A 21,228-nucleotide genomic window follows, 5' to 3' on the forward strand; every position below is an offset into this window, starting at 1 on the left:
ACTCGGAAACGCCAGTGGGCAGGCACAGGATTCTGCGGCGCATTTGGCCGCAGAACCCCGCGCCGGATCAGTCGTAGACGCGCTGATCCTCGATCACCAGCCCGTCCTTGGGCAGCGAGCCGGGCGGCACCACCTGAACCGCACCCTTCAGCTTGAGAACCTCGACCACCGATCGGGCATAGGTATCGGCATCACCGCCGCAGCTTTCGATCTGCACGGTCATCGTGTCCATCTCGCCCTGCCGGGCGGCGATCACGCGGGCCTTGACGATCTCGTCATGCTTGGCGACCAGCGCGGCCACCTGTTCGGGGCGCACGAACATGCCCTTGATCTTGGTGGTCTGGTCGGCACGCCCCATCCAGCCCTTGATGCGCAGGTTGGTGCGGCCGCAGGGCGACTGCCCGGGCAGCACCGCCGACAGATCACCGGTGGCAAAGCGGATCAGCGGATAGTCGGGGTTGAGGGAGGTCACCACGACCTCGCCGACCTCGCCTTCCGCCACCGGTGTTCCGGTGCCGGGGGTCACGATTTCCACGATGACATGCTCGTCGATGATCATGCCCTCCATTGCGGCGCTTTCATAGGCGATGTTGCCCAGATCGGCCGTGGCATAGCATTGCAGACAGGAAATGCCCCGATCGGCATAGGCCTGGCGCAGCGAGGGGAACAGCGCCCCGCCGCCCACGGCGGCCTTGGAGAACTTGAGGCTGACGCCCATGTCGTCGGCCTTGTCGAGGATCACCTTGAGGTAATCCGGCGTGCCGGCATAGGCGGTGCAGCCCACGTCGCGCGCGGCGGTCACCTGCAGCTCGGTCTGGCCGGTGCCGGCGGGCAGAACCGCGGCCCCCACGGCGCGGGCGCCGTTTTCAAAGATCATGCCGGCGGGCGTCAGGTGGTAGCCAAAGCAGTTCTGCACGATATCGCCCTGGCCCACGCCCGCCGCATGCAGGAACCGGCCCATGCGCCACCAGTCGTGATCGACTCCGCCGGGTTCATAGATCGGCCCCGGCGACTGGAACACATGGGCAAAGCCATGCGCGGGCTTGACCGCAAAACCGCCAAACGGCGGGTGCTTGGCCTGCGCGCTGCTCAGGTCGGATTTGCGCAGAACCGGCAGCCGGGGCAGATCGGCGATGGTCTGGATCGCGTCCAGATCGACATCGGCGAAATGGGCCGCGAAACCGGGCGCGGATTTCGCCCGCGCCAGCTGTTCGCGCAGACCGGCCGATTGCTCGGCAGCGCGCTGATCGGCCGAACGGGTTTCCAGAGCGTCGTAGAATGTCATCGCCAGATCCTCCATCCGCTCACAGCCACCTCTTGCGGCGACGATAGGACCGCACGTCGCGGAAGCTCTTGCGGCCTTCGTCGGACATGCCGAGGTAGAACTCCTTGACGTCCGGGTTCTCGCGCAATTCGGCGGCGGGGCCGTCCATCACCACGCGCCCCGATTCCAGGATGTATCCGTAATGGGCAAAGCGCAGCGCCACGTTGGTGTTCTGCTCGGCCAGCAGGAAGGACACGCCTTCCTGTTCGTTCAGGTCCTTCACGATGGTGAAGATCTCTTCGACCAGCTGCGGCGCAAGGCCCATCGAGGGCTCGTCCAGCAGGATCGTCTCGGGGCGGCTCATCAGCGCGCGGCCCATGGCGACCATCTGCTGTTCCCCGCCCGAGGTATAGCCCGCCTGGCTGCGGCGCCGCTCTTTCAAGCGGGGGAAATAGTTGTAGACCAGTTCAAGGTCCTGCTGGATGGCGGCCTTGCCGTCCTTGCGGGTATAGGCCCCGGTCAGCAGGTTTTCCTCGACGGTCAGATGTTCGAAACAGTGGCGGCCCTCCATCACCTGGATGACGCCCTTCTGCACCAGGTCGGCCGGGTCGCGCTCGTGCACGTTCTGGCCGCGATACTTGATCGAGCCCTTGGTGACCTCGCCGCGTTCGGATTTCAGCAGGTTCGACACCGCCTTGAGCGTCGTCGTCTTGCCGGCCCCGTTGCCGCCCAGCAGCGCGGTGATCCCGCCCTTGGGCACGGTCAGGCTGACGCCCTTCAGCACGAGGATCACGTGGTTGTAGATCACCTCGATATTGTTGACCTCAAGCAGGGTTTCCGCCTGCACGTCAGTGGTTTGTGCCGCATCCAGCATCAGCGCGTGTCCTCATGCCTGCCCCGTTCGGGGCTTGTCCGGTTCGGGGCGGCAGTCAGCCGCCGCCCCGGTTTTCGTGCCGCTCAGTTGCAGCGCAGTTCGATGTTGTTCTCGGCGGCATAGGCAGCCGAGTCTTCCTCGATCAGCGCGCCGATCACTTCGCCATCGGTCGGCTTGAAGTCCGAGATCAGCGACCAGGTCTTGGTGTCCGCATCCCACTGGGTCACGCCCACCATTCCGTTGCCGCCGTGGTTTTCACAGGTCACGGTGAAGGCCGGACCAAAGTTCGGCAGGCCCAGTTCGGCCATCTTCTCTTCGGTGATCTCAAGCGCTTCCATGCCGGCCCGCATGTCGGCACCGGTGATGTCGGCCTTGCCCGAGATTTCCTGCGCCTTCTTGGCGGCCTCGGCGGCCAGCATCGCGGCATAGAGTCCGCGGTTGTACAGGACCGTACCGACCTGATCGCCGGCACCGGCGGCCTTGCCTGCATCGACGACGTATTTCTTCAGGTCGTCATACAGCGGATAGTCCGAGCCCACGTTGTGGAAGGTCAGCGCCTTGTAACCATCCGCAGCCGCACCGGCCGGCATCACGTCATGTTCAGCGCCCGACCACCAGATGCCGATGAAATTCTCCATCGGGAACCGGATGTTCGCGGCCTCCTGAATGGCCACCTGGTTCATCACGCCCCAGCCCCACATCAGGACATAGTCGGGACGGTCGCGGCGGATCTGCAGCCACTGTGATTTCTGCTCCTGGCCGGGGTGATCGACCGGCAGGGCCACCAGCTCGAAGCCGTGCTTTTTCGACAGCTCTTCCAGCGTGCGGATCGGCTCCTTGCCATAGGCCGAGTTGTGATAGACCAGCGCGATCTTCTTGCCGCTCAGGTCACCGCCGTTTTCCTCGAGCAGATAGTTGATCGCACCCGAGGCACCGTCCCAGTAGTTGGCCGGATAGTTGAACGTGTGGCTGAACACCTTGCCGTTCTTGGCCGAGGTGCGGCCATATCCCATCGTGTGCATCGGGATGTCGTCGGCAGTGGTTTTCGGGATCAGCTGATAGGTGATGCCGGTCGACAGCGGCTGATACACCAGCGCCCCTTCACCCTTGGTCGATTCATAGCATTCGACACCTTTTTCGGTGTTGTAGCCGGTTTCGCACTCGATGACCTTGGCCGGAACACCACCGATGCCGCCGTCCCGCTCGTTGAGCAGGGTGAAATAATCCGCGTAGCCATCCGCGAAGGGGATGCCGCCCGCGGCGTAAGGCCCGGTGCGGTAGCTGAGCGACGGGAACACGAGGTCGGCCATCGCCGGGCCGGCGGCCATCAGGGCGCCCAGCGCCAGGGTTGCCAGTTTCTTGTTCATCGGGTGTCTCCTCCCTTGATTTGTCCGATGTTGTTCGGGGCTTTGCGCCCCTTTCTTGATTGGGCCGGTCCCTAGTGCGGGAAGGGCCAGAGTCTTAGTTTCTCCTTGGCGACGCGCCACAGCTGCGCCAGACCGTGCGGTTCGAGGATCAGGAACAGGATGATCAGCCCGCCCACGATCACCAGTTGCAGATGCGCGACGATGTCGGTGGGCCAGCCCAGCAGATCCACGCCGATCAGTTTCAGAACCACCGGCAGCAGGACCAGGAAGGCCGCGCCGGCAAAGGATCCGAAGATCGAGCCCAGCCCGCCGATGATCACCATGAACAGCACCAGGAAGGATTTCTGGATGCCGAAGGCCTCGCCCACCTCGACCGCGCCCAGGTAGATGGCGAAGAACAGTGCGCCCGACACGCCCACGAAGAACGAGCTGACGGCAAAGGCGCTGAGCTTGGCGCGCAGCGGGTTCACCCCGATGATCTCGGCGGCGATGTCCATGTCGCGGATCGCCATCCAGGTGCGCCCGGTGGTGCCGCGGGTCAGGTTGCGGGCGATGATCGCGCAGGCGGTCAGAAAGATCAGGCAGAACAGATAGGTGGCCCAGGCCGGCGCGTTGGGTCCGGTGATGATGATGCCGAACACGTCACGCTCGGGCGCGTTGATCTGCCCCGAGGCCGAATAGTTGTAGAACCACGGCACCCGGTTGAACAGCCACACCAGGAAGAACTGCGCCGCCAGCGTCGCCACCGCCAGGTAGAACCCCTTGATCCGCAGGCTGGGCAGGCCGAACAGCACGCCCACGATGGCGGTGATGCCGCCGGCCAGGATCACATGGATGAACATCGACACGTCGGGGAAAGCGGTCATCAGCTTGTAGCAGGCATAGGCGCCCACGGCCATGAACCCCCCGGTACCCAGGGAAACCTGCCCGCAATAGCCCACAAGGATGTTCAGCCCGATCGCCGCGATCGCGTAGATCAGGAAGGGCAGCAACAGCGCGTTGGCCCAGTAGTCGTTGATGATGAACGGGATGATCCCGAACGCCACCGCCAGCACCACATAATACCGATACCGGTCGAACTTGATCGGGAAAGTCTGGTTGTCGTCCCTGTAGGAGGTCTTGAAGTCTCCGGCCTCACGATAGAACATGTCTTACTTTCCCCATTGTTCCTGCGCCCGGTTGCGGGCTTCGGCGTCCAGTTGGCTGGACCGTTTGGCATATCCGCTCGCCTCCGAGGCGCGCACCAGTTTCATGTAGGCCAGAATACCCATGATCAGCCCTGCAAAGGCCAGGATTGCCGCGATGGTCAGTTGGCCGTCCGTCAGATCATCCGATGTCAGGGCGATATACCCAAACGCCCAGAACCCGGCCCATGCAATGATGTTGATGATGGCGATCAGCTTAGTCATCAGTACAAAAGCCCTCTGATTTCGTCGAAGTCCGTAGATGCCCAAATATTGATCATTCGGAATTCATCTGAAGCGGTTTCGCCTGAGACCATGAAATAGAATATCGTGTTATCACTTTCGAACATCACGACTTCACTGATGAAGTATTCGCTCTGGCGAACGCGTCTTAGGGTCACACACTTAAGTTCCCCCTTGCCGGACAAACTCGAGATCTGATCTGCCAGGCTTTTCTTGGCCGCATCCTCGATTTCAAAAGACCCAAAGGCGGTATGGAAGCGCCTTTCCTGCATGCGAATCTTGACCGTTTCCAAGCCTGCGTTTTCTTCCGGTTCACTGATTGCGGTGCATCCTGCCGAAGCGAAACCAGCGATCAAAACGGTAGCCGCAATGGAGCAAAAAAAAGTATACAGTGTTTTTAACCTAAACCCTTTCAATGATCTTCTCCCCAAACAGACCCTGCGGCCGGAACACAAGGAAGATCAGCGCCAGCACATAGGCAAACCAGTTCTCGGTCGCGCCGCCTACCAGCGGGCCCACGGCGAACTCGAACAGCTTCTCGCCCACGCCGATGATCAGCCCGCCGACGATGGCGCCGGGGATCGAGGTGAACCCGCCCAGCATCAGCACCGGCAACGCCTTGAGCGCGATCAGCGACAGTGAGAACTGCACGCCCGACTTGGTGCCCCAGACGATACCCGCGACCAGCGCCACGAACCCGGCCACCGACCAAACCATGATCCAGATGAAGTTCAGCGAAATCCCCACCGACAGCGCGGCCTGGTGATCGTCGGCCACCGCCCGCATGGCGCGGCCCTGCTTGGTGTACTGGCTGAACGCCACCAGCGCCGCCACCAACAGCGCCGCGATGATCGTCGCCACGATGTCCAGATTGTCGATGAAGAAGCCGTAGCCGAAGACGTTGTAGGTGGTCTCGTCGATCCACAGGTTGATGCCCTGCGGCAGGCCCACGTCCAACGTCTTGATCTCGGATCCCCACATCAGGTCGGCCACGCCCTCAAGGAAGTACGCCAGACCAATGGTCGCCATGAACAGGATGATCGGTTCCTGCCCCACAAGGTGGCGCATGACGAAACGCTGCACCGCCCAGGCCAGCAGAACCATGACGCCCATCGTCAGAATGATCGCCAGCAGCGCCGGAACGGTCCAGCCGAACGTATAGACATGCGTGCCGAAGGTGGCGTTGATCAGATGGGCAAAGGGCACCTGCCCGTTCATGATCCCCACCAGCGTCATCGCGGCGAACAGGGCCATGACCCCCTGGGCATAGTTGAAGATCCCCGATGCCTTGTAGATCAGCACAAAGCCCAGCGCGACCAGCGCATACAGCACCCCGGCCATGAGGCCGTTCAGAAAGACCTCCATCGCGAAAATCAACTGATCAGGCATCTGCGCCTCCCCTCAATTCTGTACGGTGCTCAGTCATGGCTGACCCCCAGATAGGCGTCGATGACTTCCTGGTTGTTGCGCACCTCGTCGGGCGTGCCGTCCCCGATCTTCTTGCCGTAATCCATCACGACCACGCGGTCGCTCAGGTCCATCACCACGCCCATGTCATGTTCGATCAGGGCGATAGTCGTGCCGAACTCGTCGTTCACGTCCAGGATGAATCGGCTCATGTCCTCTTTTTCCTCGACGTTCATGCCCGCCATCGGCTCGTCCAGCAGCAGCAGCTTGGGTTCGGCGGCCAGCGCGCGCGCCAGTTCGACGCGTTTCTTCAGGCCATAGGGCAGCCGCGCAACCGGCGTCTTGCGGATGTGCTGGATTTCCAGAAAGTCGATGATCTTCTCCACCGCCTCGCGGTTTTCCACCTCTTCCGCCTCGGCTTTGCCGCGCCAGATCGCCTGCTGCACGATGTTGGTCTTCATGAAATTCAGGCGGCCGGTCATCACGTTGTCCAGAACGCTCATGCCTTCGAACAGGGCGATATTCTGAAAGGTCCGGGCGATGCCCTGGCGGGCCACCTCATAGGGTTTCATCGGCGGGCGTTTCTTGCCGTGGAACCAGACCTCGCCTTCCTGCGGAACGTAGAACCCGGAAATCACGTTCAGCATCGAGGACTTGCCCGCGCCGTTGGGTCCGATGATCGCGCGGATTTCGCCCTGCCGGATGTCGAACGAGATGTCCTTGATCGCAACCACGCCGCCGAACCGCAGGGTGATGTTCTTCATCTCCATCACCACGCCGCCGATCTTGCGGCCATCCTCGGTGACATATCCGTCGTCGGATGCATCCAGCATCGTCTACTCCTCAAACTGCGGGTGAACGGGACGGCGGGCGGGGCGATGGCCGCAGGCCGAGCGGCGCACGACCGGCCTCATTCCGCGGCCACCTTCTGATGCGACACCGGCACGACCGGCACGTCGACGATCTGCAGCGTGGCGCTGATCGATCCCTTGCGCCCGTCCTCATAGGTCACCTCGGTCGTGGTCGAGACCGTCTCGGACCCGTCATAGAGCGCGGCGATGATGTCGGCGTATTTGTCCTCGACGAACTTGCGGCGCACCTTGCGGGTGCGGGTGATCTCGCCATCGTCGGGGTCCAGCTCCTTGTGCAGCACCACGAACCGGTGCACCTGGCAGCCCGACAGCATCTCGTCGGCGGCAACCGATTTGTTGACCTCTTCCACATGGCTGCGGATCGTCTCCAGCACCCGCGGATGGCCCGCCAGTTCCTGGTACGAGGCATAGGCGATGTTGTTGCGCTCGGCCCAGTTGCCCACCGCCGTCAGGTCGATGTTGATGAAGGCCACACAGCGGTCGCGTCCATTGCCGAACAGCACCGCCTCCAGGATGTCGGGATAGAACTTCAGCTTGTTCTCGACATATTTCGGCGCAAACATCGAGCCGTCGGCCATCTTGCCCACGTCCTTGGCGCGGTCGATGATCCGCAGGTGGCCGCTGCTTTCCTCGATGAAGCCCGCGTCGCCCGTGGCCACCCAACCTTCGGGGTCCTTGGTCGAGGCGGTGGATTCGGGGTTCTTGTAATACTCGACGAACACGCCGGGCGAGCGGTAGTAGATCTCGCCCTTGTCGTCGATCCTGATCTCAACGTCGGGGGCCGGCACGCCCACGGTGTCGGCCCGCACCTCGCCGTCGGGCTGGACGGTGATGAACACGGTCGCCTCGGTCTGGCCATACAGCTGTTTGAGGTTGATCCCCAGCGAGCGGTAGAACTCGAAGATCTCGGGGCCGATCGCCTCACCCGCGGTGTAACCCACGCGGATGCGGCCGTAGCCCAGCGTATCCTTGAGCGGCCCATAGACCAGCACGTTGCCGAGGGCGTATTTCAGGCGGTCAATGAGGCCGACCGGCTTGCCGTCCAGGATGCGGCCGCCCACCTTTTTGGCGTGATCCATGAAATAGTTGAACATCCGCTGCTTGAGCGCGCTGGCATCCTGCATGCGGATCATCACGTTGGTCAGCTGGGTTTCAAAGACCCGCGGCGGCGCGAAGAAATAGGTCGGGCCGATCTCGCGCAGGTCGGTCATCATCGTGTCGGCGCTTTCGGGGCAGTTCACGCAGAATCCGCACCAATAGGCCTGACCGACCGAAAAGATGAAATCGCCCACCCAGGCCATCGGCAGATAGGACAGGATGTCCTCGTTCCGGGTCAGGTGGTCGAATTCGGCCGAGTTCCTGGCACTTTCGATCACGTTGCGGTTCGACAGCACCACGCCCTTGGGCTTGCCCGTGGTGCCCGAGGTGTAGAGCATCACACAGGTGTCGTCATAGGTGATCTCGGAAATGCGGCGGTCCAGTTCGGCGTCAAAACGGTAGTGACCGGCGCGGCCCTCGGCCATGATGTCCTCGAGCGCGTTCATCTGGCTGTGGTCATACTTCCGCATGCCGCGCTTGTCGGTATAGAGGATGTGCTTGACCTGGTGCAGGTTCTCCTGGATCTCGATGACCTTGTCGACCTGCTCCTGGTCGCCGCAGACCACGTATTTCGCGCCGCAGTGTTCCAGCACATAGGCCATCTCCTCGGCGACCGAGTCCTGATACAGCGGCACCGGCACCGCGCCCACCATCTGGGCCGCGACCATCGACCAGTAATGCGCCGGACGGTTGCGCCCGATCACGGCGATATGGTCGCCCTTTTCAACGCCAAGCTCCAGGAATCCCAGAGCCAGCGCACGGATCTCGGCGGCCGTTTCCGCCCAGGTCCAGCATTGCCAGATCCCGAATTCCTTTTCGCGGTAGGCCGGGGCATCCCCGAACTGCGTCGCATTGCGGTGTAGCAGCGCCGGAAGGGAGTGCATCCCCTCGGCGCCCGACTGCGTCTGAGCCAATTCTATCTCTCCTCCCCATCCGGCCCCGGTGTGGGCCGGAACGACGTCGCCGGGTCAGACCCGCGCGCCGCTGCCCCGATTAAGGACAAGGAGGACGATCAGCGTCAACTTTTTCGTGATGTTTTCCGGAATCTTACGAATTGTTACAACCAATCCCGCAAAATCGGGATCAGTGGAACATCCGCCGCCGGCATCGGAAAGTTGCGCAGGTCATTCGCGCGCACCCATTTCAACGCCTGCCCCTCTTTCGACTGCGGAATGCCCTGCCACTTGCGGCAGGCAAACAGCGGCATCAGCAGGTGGAAATCGTCATAGCTGTGGCTGGCAAAGGTCAGCGGCGCCAGGCACGAGGCCCAGGTGTCGATGCCCAGTTCCTCGTGCAATTCGCGGATCAGGGCGGCTTCGGGGGTTTCGCCCGGCTCGATCTTGCCGCCGGGAAATTCCCACAAGCCAGCCATGGCCTTGCCCTCCGGGCGCTGCGCCAGCAGCACCCGCCCATCCACGTCGATCAACGCGACGGCAGAGACGAGAACCGTTTTCATGGTCGCAGTCCCGGACGCAAAACCGGGCTCCACTTCTGCTGGAATTGCTCTGATGTCACGACCGGTAATCCGCGTTGATCTCGATGTACCCGTGGGTCAGATCGCAGGTCCAGACGGTGGCCTTGCCCTCGCCCAGCCCCAGATCGACCGCGATCACCAGTTCCTGGCCCTTCATGTAGGCGGCGGCGTCTTCCTCGCGATAGGTCGGGCTGACCCAGCCCTTTTCGGCCACGAGGATATCGCCGAACCGGATGCTGAGCTTGTCGCGATCGGCCGCCGCGCCGGATTTGCCGATCGCCATGACGACGCGGCCCCAGTTCGGGTCCTCGCCCGCGATGGCGGTCTTGACCAGCGGTGAATTGGCGATGGCCATGCCGTGGACCTTGGCATCGGCGTCCGAGGCGGCGCCGGTCACGCGGATCTCGACGAATTTGGTGGCGCCTTCGCCGTCCTTCACCACCTGATGCGCCAGATCCAGCATCACCGATTCCAGCGCCCGCGCGAAATCGGCATTGCCGGTGACCTCCACCCCCGACGCGCCGGTCGCGCACAGCAGCAGGCTGTCCGAGGTCGAGGTGTCGCTGTCCACGGTGATGCAGTTGAAGGTCCGGTCGGTCTGCTCGGCCAACATCCGTTGCAGCGCAGATTGGTCGATCTTCGCATCGGTGAAGATATAGACCAGCATCGTCGCCATGTCGGGTGCGATCATGCCCGACCCTTTGGCAATCCCTGCAACAGAGACTGTTTTGCCGTCAATCTCGACCCGCGCGCTGGCGCCTTTGGGGAAGGTGTCGGTGGTCATGATCGCCCGCGCGGCCTGCTCCAAGGCGTCGGCGCGCAGGCCGGCGGTCAGTTCGTCCAGCCGGGCCACGATCCGGTCATGCGGCAGCGGCTCGCCGATCACCCCGGTGGACGAGGTGAACACGCGGTTCTGCGCCACACCGGTCGCCTGCGCCACAGCTGCGGTGATCTGCTCGACCGAGGCCCGCCCGTACTGCCCGGTAAAGGCGTTGGCATTGCCCGAATTCACCAGGATCGCCGCCGGCCCGTCGCTGGGCCCGCCGATCTTGTCCTGGCAATCCAGCACCGGCGCCGCGCGTGTGGCCGAGCGGGTGAACACCCCCGCCACCGCGGTGCCCGGATCGAGCACCGCCAGCATCACGTCGGTGCGGCCCTGATACCGCACCCCGGCGGCGACGGTGGCGAACCGCACACCGTCGATGACCGGCAGATCAGGGAAGGCCGCAGGGGCCAGCGGAGACACCTTGGTGATCTTGGCCACGCCGGGTTACTCCTGAACCAGGTCCAGCTTGCGGACCACATCCGGGGTCAGGCCCTCGACCTCGGGGCGCTCGACGCTGCCCGCCTGGGTCAACTCGTCGATCTTGGCCTGAATGGCCTCCTGACGGACGGACTGGGCCAGCTCATCGCGCACTTCGGCCAGCTCGGGCGCTTCGGATTTGCGTTTGTCGTTCAGGATCACCACATGCCATCCGAACTGGGTCTGCACCGGGTCCGAGACCTGACCTTTTTCCAGCCCGATCACGGCCTGTTCGAACTCGGGCACCATCTGGCCCTTGCCGAACCAGCCCAGCGCGCCGCCATTGGGGCCGGACGGGCCGGTGGATTTCTCTTTGGCCAGTTCGGCAAAGTCGGCGCCGTCATCCAGTTGCGCCTTGATCTCCTTGGCTTCTTCCTCGGTCGCGACAAGAATGTGGCTGGCGTTGAACTCGTCCTCGCCCTGGAACTCGGCGAACTGCGCGTCATAGGCGGCCTGGATCGCGTCGTCGGTCACCTGGGCATCGGTGATCTGGTTCACCGTCTGCACCGCCTTCAACGAGCGTTCCTCGTTTTCCAGCATCAGCGCGTTCAGGCGGGTCAGGTCTTCCTGCTCCTGGCTCAGCAGTTGCTGCTGGATCAGCTGCTCGACGATGAACTGGTACAGCACCTCGTCGTCCAGCTGCTGATATTGCGGCGGCAGGCTGGCCGCGGTGGCGATGACATGGCCCAAGGTGATCTCGTCGCCGTTGACGCGCGCCACGACCGTGTCGGCCGACGGCTGGGAGTCAGCGGCAACCGGCAGGGCCATCATGGCCGCAAGCGCCAGCGATGGCAGAAAAGTGAGACCTTTGGGCATGAATTCATCCTATATTCTGGCCGCGACAGGGCGTGGCGTTGACACTCTGGAACCTGCCGCTTACATCGCTTGAAGCCTTTGACAGGACCATCTTTCCTCCCAGCTATCTATGGGTTGCGCGCAAGGTGGGCAAGCCTGTCGCAACCAAGACAAGAAAAGATCCGCTGGAGTGAACATGCTGGGACTCGGTACGCTTGCCAAAAAGGTGTTCGGAACACCGAACGACCGCAAGATCAAGGCAACCCGCCCGCTGGTCGAAAAGATCAACGCGCTGGAGCCGGAGTTCGAAAAGCTCTCGGATGACGATCTGAAGGCCAAGACCGACGAGTTGCGCAAGCGGGCCAACGAGGGCGAGAGCCTGGACGACCTGCTGCCCGAAGCCTTCGCCAACGTGCGCGAGGGCGCCAAGCGTGCGCTGGGTCTGCGGGCCTTCGACGTGCAGCTTCTGGGCGGTATCTTTTTGCATCAGGGCAACATCGCCGAGATGAAGACCGGCGAAGGCAAGACCCTGGTGGCCACCTTCCCCGCCTATCTGAACGCGCTGACCGGCAAGGGCGTACATGTGGTCACGGTCAACGAATACCTGGCCAAGCGCGACGCCGAATGGATGGGCAAGGTGTTCGGCGCCCTGGGCATGACCACCGGCGTGATCTGGTCGGGCCAGCCCGATACCGAGAAAAAGGCCGCCTATGCCTGCGACATCACCTATGCCACCAACAACGAGCTGGGCTTCGACTATCTGCGCGACAACATGAAGTCGGACCTGGCGGACGTCTATCAGAAACACCACAATTTCGCGATCGTGGACGAGGTCGACTCGATCCTGATCGACGAGGCGCGCACGCCGCTGATCATCTCGGGGCCGTCGCAGGACCGGTCGGATCTGTACACCGCCATCAACGCGCTGATCCCCGAGCTGCAGGAAGATCATTATACGATCGACGAAAAATCCCGCAGCGTGACCTTCACAGACGAAGGCAACGAGTTCCTGGAAGAACAGCTGCAGGCCCGCGGCCTGCTGCCCGAGGGCCAGTCGCTGTACGACCCCGAAAGCACCACGGTGGTGCATCACGTCAACCAGGGCCTGCGCGCGCACAAGCTGTTCCAGCGCGACAAGGATTACATCGTCCGCGATGGCAACGTGGTTCTGATCGACGAATTCACTGGCCGGATGATGCCGGGCCGCCGCCTGTCCGAAGGTCTGCACCAGGCGATCGAAGCCAAGGAAGGCGTGCCGATCCAGCCCGAGAATGTGACCCTGGCCAGCGTGACCTTCCAGAACTATTTCCGCCTGTATGACAAGCTGGCCGGCATGACCGGCACCGCCCTGACCGAGGCCGAGGAATTTGCCGAGATCTATGGCCTGGGCGTGGTCGAGATCCCGACCAACAAGCCGATCGCCCGCGTGGACGAGGACGATCAGGTCTATCGCACCGCCGCCGAGAAATACGCGGCCATGATCGAAGAGATCAAGAAGGCCAACGCCAAGGGTCAGCCGGTTCTGGTGGGCACGACCTCGATCGAGAAGTCCGAGATGCTCAGCCAGATGCTGACCAAGGAAGGCATCAAGCACAATGTCCTGAACGCCCGCCAGCACGAGCAGGAGGCCCAGATCGTGGCCGAGGCCGGGCGTCTGGGCGCGGTGACCATCGCCACCAACATGGCCGGCCGCGGCACCGACATCCAGCTGGGCGGCAACGTGGAAATGAGCGTGATGCAGGCGCTGGCCGAAAACCCCGACGCCGATCCGGCCGAACTGCGCGCCCAGGCCGAGGCGCGCCACGCCGAGGAAAAGCAGAAGGTGCTGGAGGCCGGCGGCCTGTTCGTTCTGGCCTCGGAACGCCATGAAAGCCGCCGCATCGACAACCAGCTGCGCGGCCGTTCGGGCCGTCAGGGCGACCCGGGCCGCACCGTGTTCTTCCTCAGCCTGGAAGACGACCTGATGCGCATCTTCGGCTCGGAACGGCTGGACAAGGTTCTGACCACGCTGGGCATGAAGGAAGGCGAGGCGATCGTCCACCCCTGGGTGAACAAATCGCTGGAGCGTGCGCAGGCCAAGGTCGAAGGCCGCAACTTCGACATGCGCAAGAACGTCCTGAAATTCGACGACGTGATGAACGATCAGCGCAAGGTGATCTTCAGCCAGCGCCGCGAGATCATGTCCTCCGACGACCTGTCCGACATCGTGTCGGACATGCGCGAGCAGGTGATCGATGATCTGGTCGACCAGTACATGCCGCCCAAGACCTATGCCGATCAATGGGATGCCGAAGCCTTCTATGCCGCCGTGATCGAGAAGCTGGGCATCGATGTTCCGCTGATTGACTGGCTGGCCGAGGACGGCGTCGACAACGAAGTGGTTCGCGAGCGGTTGATCAAGGAAACCGACGAGATGATGGCCAAGAAGGCTGCCGCCTTCGGCCCCGAAAACATGCGCAACATCGAAAAGCAGGTGCTGCTGCAGACCATCGACAGCAAATGGCGCGAACACCTGCTGACGCTGGAACATCTGCGCTCGGTCATCGGGTTCCGCAGCTACGCCCAGCGCGATCCGCTGAACGAATACAAGACCGAGGCGTTCCAGCTGTTCGAGAACATGCTGGACGGCATGCGCGAGACGGTGACCCAGCAGCTGGCCCGCGTGCGCCCGCTGACCGAGGAAGAACAGCGCGAGATGCTGGCCCAGATGCAGGCGCAGCAGGCCCAGATCCAGAAGGCCGCGGAGCAGGCCGAAGCGGTGGCCGAGGCCAAGGCCTCGGGCGATGCGCGCCCCGGCTTCGTCGAGGACGACCCGTCAACCTGGGGCAATCCCTCGCGCAACGATCAATGCCCCTGCGGATCGGGCAAGAAATTCAAGCATTGCCACGGCCGACTGGCCTGATCCGGCCAGATTTCCGACACAATGACTCCGCGTCGCGGCCACATATTGGCCGCGATCTTTAACGACAGTCTCCTTCGCTCCTTCAACTGGGGAGGGTGTCTTGTTCGTGATTCGAAACTATGTGACCACCGGCGGCACGGTCGCGTGCGCGCTGGCCATCGGATACCTGATGCAGAACGGCCCGGCCGCACAGTCGGCCGCATCCCGTTCTGCGGGACACACGGCCGTTGCCGAAAGCACGATGATCGCAGGTCTCCAGGACATTGTCCTGACATCCGCCTCTCCGGCCACCGGCGACACCCCTATCCCGGACACCGCGCGCCCTGCCCCCGCCGCCCCGACCGCAGCGGCCGATTGCGGACTGCGTGCCCGGGCGACGACCGCGCCATTGGCTTCCGCCCGCGTCGTCGTGACGGCGCCCTGCCATCCGAACCGAACGGTCGAATTGCTGCACAGCGGCATGGTCTTCACCGGCCAGACCGACCAGGACGGGCGTCTGGATCTGACCATCCCCGTTCTGGCCGAATACGCGATCTTCCTGATCTCGTTCGACGACAAGCTGGGCACTGTGGCCACCACCCATGTGCCCGAGATCACCGGGTTTGACCGCGTGGCCCTTCAATGGTCGGGCAACACCGACCTGCAATTGCACGCGCTGGAATTCGGCGCCTCGTATGGCGAGGCCGGGCATGTCTGGTCGAACGCCGTAGCGCAAGGCGCAGGCCGGGTGGATCACTATGGCACCGGCGGCGGGCGCAAGGTCGAAATCTACTCGATTCCCAAGGACGGCAACGGAACCGACGGGTCGGTGGCTCTGACCGTCGAGGCCGAAATCACCCCCGAAAATTGCGGGCAGGAGCTGAGCATGCAATCGCTCGAACTGCTGAGCGACCAGGATCTGCGGTCGCGCGAATTGTCACTTGTTCTGCCCGCCTGCGACAGCGGCCAGGATTTTCTGGTGTTGAATAATCTGTTCCAAGACCTGAAAATCGCCGCAAACTAATTGGCAGGCAGGTCAACGGACTTCATGGCATTTCTTCGCGCGGCGGTGACGGCGGTGTCGCTGTTCACTGGTATATCCAGCGCCCAGGCACAGGACATCACGCTGACCTCGCATGACGGCCAGGTCGAGATCACCGGCACCCTTCTGGGATATGACGGCGAGTTCTATCGCGTCGAGACCCGGTTCGGAGAGCTGACGGTGGACGGCTCGGGCGTGACCTGCGATGGTCCGGCCTGCCCCAGCCTGACCGATTTCGTCACCGAACTGCACCTGTCGGGCGCCCCGGTGATGGCCGAAACGCTGTTTCCTGCGCTGATCGAAGGCTTTGCCGCGCGCGAAGGGCTGACGGTGACACGCACCGACCTGGGCGCCGACCGGGTTCAACTGGCCCTGCATCGGTCCGGACGCGATGCGCCCTTGGCCCGATTTACCCTGCACGCCACCCCGACCGGCCAGGCGTTTGCCGATCTGATCGCCGACGAAACCGACATCGCCCTGGCGCTGCGCGAGATCCGCGCGCCCGAGATCGCCGGGGCGCGCGAGGCCGGTCTGGGTGACCTGACCCGGCCGCGCCGCTCGCGGGTGGTGGCGCTGGACGCGCTGGTGCCGGTGGTGGCGCCGGACAATCCGTTGACGCAGATCTCACCGGCGGATCTGGCGCGGGTGTTCAGCGGCGCGGTCACCAACTGGGCCGAACTCGGCGGCCCGGACGCGCCGATTTCCCTGCATCTGCCCGATGCCGGATCAGGCCTGGCGCAGGCGGTGCGGGACCGGTTGATGCAGCCCGCCCAGGCACAGCCCGCCGACACCGCGATCCGCCATGCGCGGGGCAGCGATCTGGTCGCGGCCGTCGCGCGCGATCCGTTTGCCATCGGAATCGCCACGCTGGCCCAAGCAAGCGGCTTGCGCGCCCTGCCGCTGGCGGGGGGCTGCGGCCACGCGCTGCGGGCCACCCGCCCGGCCATCAAGACCGAGGACTACCCCCTGACCCTGCCGATGTTCCTGTATCTGCCACAGCGGCGCCTGCCCAAGATCGCCCGGCAGTTTCTGGCCTATGCCCTGGGCCCCGAGGCGCAGATGGTGATCCGCAAGGCCGGGTTCACCGACCAGTCGCACGAGACCGTTCGGATCGGGCTGCAGGGGGACCGGCTGGCCAACGCCATCACATCAGGTGGATCCGAAGTGGGGCTGGCCGAGCTGCAACGCATGGTCGAAACCCTGCGCCCCCTGTCGCGCCTGTCGCTGTCCTTCCGGTTCGAACCGGGTTCGTCACGGCCCGACGCGCAGTCGCGGTCAAACATCCTGCAAATGGCACAGGCGCTTGAATCGGGCCAGTATGACGGGCGCAAACTGGTTTTCGTCGGCTTCAGCGACGGCGACGGACCGGCCGAGTCCAATGCCCGGATCGCCCTGCGCCGCGCCCAGACCGTGCGCAACGCGGTTCTGGCGGCGGTGCAGACATCGGTGCCCGACTCCGTCGACATCTCGGTCGAGGGGTTCGGAGAGGCGATGCCCCTGGCCTGCGACGACACCGACTGGGGCCGCAAGGCCAACCGCCGGGTCGAAGTCTGGGTGCGCTAGCGGCTAGAGATAACCTTCCGAGCGGAAGCTCAGTTCGGTCGATTTTCCGATGATCAGGTGATCGTGCAAGGTCAGCCCCAGTGCGGCGCAGGCATCGTTGATGCGGTTGGTCATGTCGATATCCGACTGCGACGGGGTTGGATCACCCGACGGATGGTTGTGCACCAGGATCAGCGCCGAGGCGTTCAGTTCCAGCGCGCGCTTGGCGACCTCGCGCGGGTAGACGGGTACGTGATCGACGGTGCCCTTGGCCTGTTCCTCGTCCGCGATCAGCACGTTCTTGCGGTCCAGATAGAACACGCGAAACTGCTCGATCTCGCGATGCGCCATGGTGGTGTGGCAATAGTCCAGCAACGCGTCCCAGCTGGAAATCACGTGCCGCTGCATCACTCGGGCGCGGGCCATGCGATGGGCGCAGGCCTCGAGAATTTTCAGATCGGTGATGACCGTATCGCCCACGCCCTTGATCTGGCGCAGGCGTTCCACCGGGGCGGTCAGCACCCGGTTGAAGTCGCCGAACGCATCCAGCAGCCGCCGCGCCAGCGGCTTTACGTCCTGCCGGGGGATCGAGCGGAACAGGACCAGTTCCAGCAGCTCGTAATCCGGCATCGCCCCGGCACCACCTGACATGAACCGTTCACGCAGGCGCTTGCGGTGATCCTTGATGTACGAGGGCAACCGACCCGTGGGCAGCGGCGTGACCGGCGCTTCGTCACTTTCGAACAGCGATGGGGCTTCGGCAAAGGCGTCCTTGGTCATGCGCCCATGATTGCCTCAGAATCGGTTTCCGAATGGTTAACGCGCCTCACCGGCCATGCGGGCCGTGGCGCGGCGCACTGCCAGGTGCAGCAGGATCGAGAACACCCCCAGCGTCAGCATCGCGGCGAACATCAGGTCGGTCTTGGCGCGGCCATTGGCCAGCAGCATCAGGTATCCCAGCCCCTGCGACGAGCCGACCCATTCGCCGATCACGGCCCCGATCGGGGCATAGACCGCCGCCAGCCGCATCCCCGAGGCCAGCGAGGGCAGCGCCGCCGGGATGCGGATATCCCACAACACGCTGCGCGGGCTGGCCTGCATGGTGCGGGCCAGGTCCAGATAGCCGGGCGGCGTGCGCATCAGCCCGTCGAAAAACGACGAGGTGATGGGGAAATAGATGATCAGCACCGCCATCGCGACCTTGGACCACAGCCCATAGCCCAGCCACAGGGTCAGCAGCGGCGCCAGAGCAAAGACCGGCAACGCCTGGGTGAACACCAGCATCGGCTGTACCAGCACCCGCGCGGCGCGGGAATTGGCCAACTGCAGCGCGGTGACCACGCCCAGCACGGTGCCGCAGGCCAGGCCAATCAGCACCTCGATGGCAGTGATCCAGGTGTGTTCGGCGATCAGCCAGCGGTTCTGCCACCAAGTCTCGGCCACCACCGCCGGGCCGGGCAGGATGAATTTCGGCAGGCCGGTCAGGGTGACGATCGCCTGCCAGAGGGCCAGCGCAAACAGCGTCGCGGCAAGGGCCGAGAGCGTCTTCATGCCACCTCCTCGCGCAGCAGCTTCAGCAGCGCGCCCTGCGTTTCCAACGTTTCCAGATCGTCCACTCGGCGCGGTACCGGCGCATGAGGCGGCTGGCACGGGGTCAGGCCGTGTCGCGTCATCACCATGATCGACTGGCCCAGACGCGCGGCCTCGGCAGGATCGTGGGTGACCAGCAGAACGGTCCGTCCCTGCAACGCCTCGGCGGCCAGGTCCTGCATGTCTGCACGGGTGCGCGCATCCAGCGCCGAAAACGGCTCGTCCAGCAGGATGATCGGCTTGTCCTCCATCAGGGTGCGGGCCAGCGCCACGCGTTGCCGCTGCCCCCCCGACAGTTCCGAGGGTTTCTTGGCCATGTGATCCTGCAGGCGCATCCGTTCGATCAGCCGGGCGCGGCGGTCCTGATCGACCCGTTCGCCGCGCAGCCGGGCGCCCAGCGCCACGTTCTGCGCGACGGTCGCCCAGGGCAGCAGCAAATCGTCCTGCGCCATGTAGGCCACGCGCTCGGCCACCGGCAGCCCGTCGCTGGCGCGGATCTCGCCGGTGAACGCGGCCCCGGTCGCCAACCCGGCGATCAGGCGCAGAACCGTGGTCTTGCCGACCCCCGATCCGCCCAGCAGACAGGTCCACTGCCCGGCCTTCAGCGACAGGGTCAGCGGCGCGAACAGAGGCGCGCCGTCGATGCTGGCCTGTCCACTGAGGATCAGATCGGGGGGCGGGGTCATGGGGTCAGACCCATCTGCCAGAAATTCACCTCGAGCTCGGTCGCGGTGCGGAAGGTCTGGCACAGGCGATCCCAACGCGGTGTGGTACGAAAATCCGCCCCGAGTCGCCTTGTTAGAGCCGAATCCAGCAGTTCACCCACAGCCTGACAGGCTTCCTGATATTCACTGCTGGAATAGGCGTTGATCCAATCGCGATAGGTGTCCGAGGTGGCCTCGGCCGCCAGCCGGGTGCCGATCTCGCCATATCCCATCACGCAGGGCGCCAGCGCCGCCAGCAGATCCAGCAGATCACCGCTGTAGCCCGCCTCGAGCACATAGCGGGTATAGGCCAGGTTCTCGGGTCGTTCGGGGGTGGCGAACAGCTCGTCCTGGCTGATGCCCGCGGCCTCGCAGATGCCGATATGCAACTGCATCTCTTCGCTGATCAGCCCGTTCACCGTGCGCGACGCGGCCAGCATCTCGGCATGGGTTTCCGATTTCACCACCGCCAGCGCCCAGGCGCGCGAGAAATGGATCAGAAACACATAGTCCTGCCGAAGGTAATGCAGAAACGCCGCGCGCGGCAGGGTGCCGTCCTTCAGCCCCTCGACAAAGGCGTGGCGGGTATAGTCCCGCCACGGCCCCTGCGCCGCGTCGCGCATCAGTGCGAAGGCTTTGCCATAGCCGTTCATTGCGCCGTCACGTCGATGGTGATGGCGCTGACCGGGTTGATGCTGTCGATCATGCCCGAGTCTTTCAGGAAGGCCTCGAACCGGGCATAGCGGCCGGCATCGAACCCCGCGGGACGCAGCGCGAAACGCGGCAGGGTATCGACCCAGGCGCGGGCGTTCAGTTCATCCTGCAGCTCGGGCGAGGTGGCGGCGAAGATCTCCCAGCTTTTTTCCGGGTTGTTCACGATGAACTGCGTGGCCTTCTCGGTGGCGGCCAGGAAGCGGGCGATCTTGTCCTTGTCCATCGTCTCGGGGTTGGCGACATAGATCAGCTCGTCATAGGGCGGCACGCCTTCTTCCTCGATGTAGAAGCAGCGGCCCGGAACGCCCTCGATATCCATCTGGTTCAGCTCGAAATTGCGGAAGGCACCGATCACGGCATCCACCTGCCCGGTCATCAGCGACGGTGACAGCGAGAAGTTGACGTTGATCATCTCGATATCGTCCAGCGACACGCCATGCGCATTCAGCATCGCGGTCAGGATCGCCTCTTCGACGCCGGCGACCGAAAAGCCGATCTTCTTGCCCTTGAGGTCGGCCAGCGTCTTGATCGGGCCATCCTCTAGCACCAGAAGGCAGTTCAGGGGCGTGGCGACCAGCGTGCCGACCCGTTTCAGCGGCAGGCCTTCGTGGATCTGCAGATGCAGCTGCGGCTGGTAGGACACGGCCAGATCGGCCTGACCGGCGGCCACAAGGCGCGGCGGGGCCGACGGGTCGGCGGGCGGGACGATTTCGACCTCAAGCCCTTGTTCGGCGAAATAGCCGTTTTCCTGCGCCACGATGATCGGCCCGTGGTCGGGGTTCACGAACCAGTCCAGCAGGACGGTCATCTTGTCCTGCGCCCAGGCGGGCGCGGCGGCCAGCAGGGCAATGGCGGTGATCAGCTTCTTCATGGT

At 63.9% G+C, this 21,228-nt stretch carries 20 protein-coding genes; 3 read left to right on the forward strand and 17 right to left on the reverse strand.

Going from position 1 to position 21,228, the window contains the following annotated elements:
- Positions 1 to 67 precede the first annotated feature (67 nt).
- The 12 genes from F3H26_RS00150 to F3H26_RS00205 form a co-directional block, all read right to left on the reverse strand.
- Positions 68 to 1,285, reverse strand: coding sequence for a phenylacetate--CoA ligase family protein (locus tag F3H26_RS00150; protein ID WP_149774043.1), 1,218 nt, complete (start codon positions 1,283 to 1,285; stop codon positions 68 to 70).
- 19 nt (positions 1,286 to 1,304) lie between these two features.
- A complete protein-coding gene (locus F3H26_RS00155) occupies positions 1,305 to 2,138 on the reverse strand; it encodes an ABC transporter ATP-binding protein (protein WP_149774044.1) in 834 nt (277 codons plus the stop codon).
- Positions 2,139 to 2,221: 83 nt separating this feature from the next.
- Positions 2,222 to 3,505, reverse strand: coding sequence for an ABC transporter substrate-binding protein (locus tag F3H26_RS00160; RefSeq protein ID WP_149774045.1), 1,284 nt, complete (start codon positions 3,503 to 3,505; stop codon positions 2,222 to 2,224).
- 71 nt (positions 3,506 to 3,576) lie between these two features.
- The gene (locus tag F3H26_RS00165; protein WP_149774046.1) at positions 3,577 to 4,653 is read right to left on the reverse strand and encodes a branched-chain amino acid ABC transporter permease; all 1,077 of its coding nucleotides are present in this window, start codon (positions 4,651 to 4,653) and stop codon (positions 3,577 to 3,579) included.
- 3 nt (positions 4,654 to 4,656) lie between these two features.
- Positions 4,657 to 4,914, reverse strand: coding sequence for a hypothetical protein (locus F3H26_RS00170; RefSeq protein WP_149774047.1), 258 nt, complete (start codon positions 4,912 to 4,914; stop codon positions 4,657 to 4,659).
- A complete protein-coding gene (locus F3H26_RS00175; RefSeq protein WP_149774048.1) occupies positions 4,914 to 5,348 on the reverse strand; it encodes a hypothetical protein in 435 nt (144 codons plus the stop codon). The genes F3H26_RS00170 and F3H26_RS00175 overlap by 1 nt, the downstream gene beginning before the upstream one ends.
- Entirely contained in the window at positions 5,335 to 6,321 is a 987-nt protein-coding gene (locus tag F3H26_RS00180; protein WP_149774049.1) for a branched-chain amino acid ABC transporter permease, read from the reverse strand. The genes F3H26_RS00175 and F3H26_RS00180 overlap by 14 nt, the downstream gene beginning before the upstream one ends.
- A gap of 29 nt (positions 6,322 to 6,350) precedes the next feature.
- The gene (locus tag F3H26_RS00185; RefSeq protein ID WP_149774050.1) at positions 6,351 to 7,172 is read right to left on the reverse strand and encodes an ABC transporter ATP-binding protein; all 822 of its coding nucleotides are present in this window, start codon (positions 7,170 to 7,172) and stop codon (positions 6,351 to 6,353) included.
- Between the two features lie 77 nt (positions 7,173 to 7,249).
- Positions 7,250 to 9,193 (reverse strand): AMP-binding protein, encoded by a 1,944-nt coding sequence (locus F3H26_RS00190; RefSeq protein WP_188127663.1) that lies wholly within the window; start codon positions 9,191 to 9,193, stop codon positions 7,250 to 7,252.
- Between the two features lie 173 nt (positions 9,194 to 9,366).
- Entirely contained in the window at positions 9,367 to 9,765 is a 399-nt protein-coding gene (locus tag F3H26_RS00195) for a (deoxy)nucleoside triphosphate pyrophosphohydrolase (protein ID WP_149774052.1), read from the reverse strand.
- 55 nt (positions 9,766 to 9,820) lie between these two features.
- A complete protein-coding gene (gene argJ / locus F3H26_RS00200) occupies positions 9,821 to 11,047 on the reverse strand; it encodes a bifunctional glutamate N-acetyltransferase/amino-acid acetyltransferase ArgJ (RefSeq protein WP_149774053.1) in 1,227 nt (408 codons plus the stop codon).
- Positions 11,048 to 11,053: 6 nt separating this feature from the next.
- Positions 11,054 to 11,902 carry a peptidylprolyl isomerase gene (locus F3H26_RS00205; protein WP_149774054.1) on the reverse strand — a complete coding sequence of 283 codons (849 nt, stop codon included), beginning with the start codon at positions 11,900 to 11,902 and terminating at the stop codon, positions 11,054 to 11,056.
- Between the two features lie 175 nt (positions 11,903 to 12,077).
- Between F3H26_RS00205 and secA the strand changes: the two genes are divergently transcribed.
- The 3 genes from secA (at position 12,078) to F3H26_RS00220 (ending at position 17,367) form a co-directional block, all read left to right on the forward strand.
- Positions 12,078 to 14,783: a preprotein translocase subunit SecA gene (secA, locus tag F3H26_RS00210; RefSeq protein ID WP_149774055.1), complete on the forward strand. Its 2,706-nt coding sequence runs from the start codon at positions 12,078 to 12,080 to the stop codon at positions 14,781 to 14,783.
- Positions 14,784 to 14,889: 106 nt separating this feature from the next.
- Positions 14,890 to 15,786, forward strand: coding sequence for a hypothetical protein (locus F3H26_RS00215; RefSeq protein ID WP_223162403.1), 897 nt, complete (start codon positions 14,890 to 14,892; stop codon positions 15,784 to 15,786).
- Between the two features lie 24 nt (positions 15,787 to 15,810).
- The gene (locus tag F3H26_RS00220; RefSeq protein ID WP_149774057.1) at positions 15,811 to 17,367 is read left to right on the forward strand and encodes a phosphate ABC transporter substrate-binding/OmpA family protein; all 1,557 of its coding nucleotides are present in this window, start codon (positions 15,811 to 15,813) and stop codon (positions 17,365 to 17,367) included.
- Positions 17,368 to 17,370: 3 nt separating this feature from the next.
- Here the strand turns inward: F3H26_RS00220 and radC are convergent, their stop codons facing one another.
- The 5 genes from radC to F3H26_RS00245 are packed head-to-tail and all read right to left on the reverse strand — an operon-like array spanning position 17,371 to position 21,225.
- Entirely contained in the window at positions 17,371 to 18,126 is a 756-nt protein-coding gene (radC, locus tag F3H26_RS00225) for a RadC family protein (protein ID WP_149774058.1), read from the reverse strand.
- Between the two features lie 36 nt (positions 18,127 to 18,162).
- The gene (locus F3H26_RS00230) at positions 18,163 to 18,897 is read right to left on the reverse strand and encodes an ABC transporter permease (RefSeq protein ID WP_149774059.1); all 735 of its coding nucleotides are present in this window, start codon (positions 18,895 to 18,897) and stop codon (positions 18,163 to 18,165) included.
- Positions 18,894 to 19,622, reverse strand: coding sequence for an ABC transporter ATP-binding protein (locus tag F3H26_RS00235; RefSeq protein WP_149774060.1), 729 nt, complete (start codon positions 19,620 to 19,622; stop codon positions 18,894 to 18,896). Before F3H26_RS00235 ends, F3H26_RS00230 begins: the two co-directional genes overlap by 4 nt.
- Positions 19,619 to 20,293, reverse strand: a complete 675-nt coding sequence (tenA, locus tag F3H26_RS00240; RefSeq protein ID WP_223162396.1) for a thiaminase II — start codon at positions 20,291 to 20,293, stop codon at positions 19,619 to 19,621. Before tenA ends, F3H26_RS00235 begins: the two co-directional genes overlap by 4 nt.
- Positions 20,290 to 21,225: an ABC transporter substrate-binding protein gene (locus tag F3H26_RS00245; RefSeq protein WP_149774061.1), complete on the reverse strand. Its 936-nt coding sequence runs from the start codon at positions 21,223 to 21,225 to the stop codon at positions 20,290 to 20,292. Before F3H26_RS00245 ends, tenA begins: the two co-directional genes overlap by 4 nt.
- Between the last annotated feature and the right edge of the window lie 3 nt (positions 21,226 to 21,228).

The sequence above is a fragment of the Ruegeria intermedia genome (assembly GCF_900129345.1).
Classification (GTDB): domain Bacteria; phylum Pseudomonadota; class Alphaproteobacteria; order Rhodobacterales; family Rhodobacteraceae; genus Ruegeria; species Ruegeria intermedia.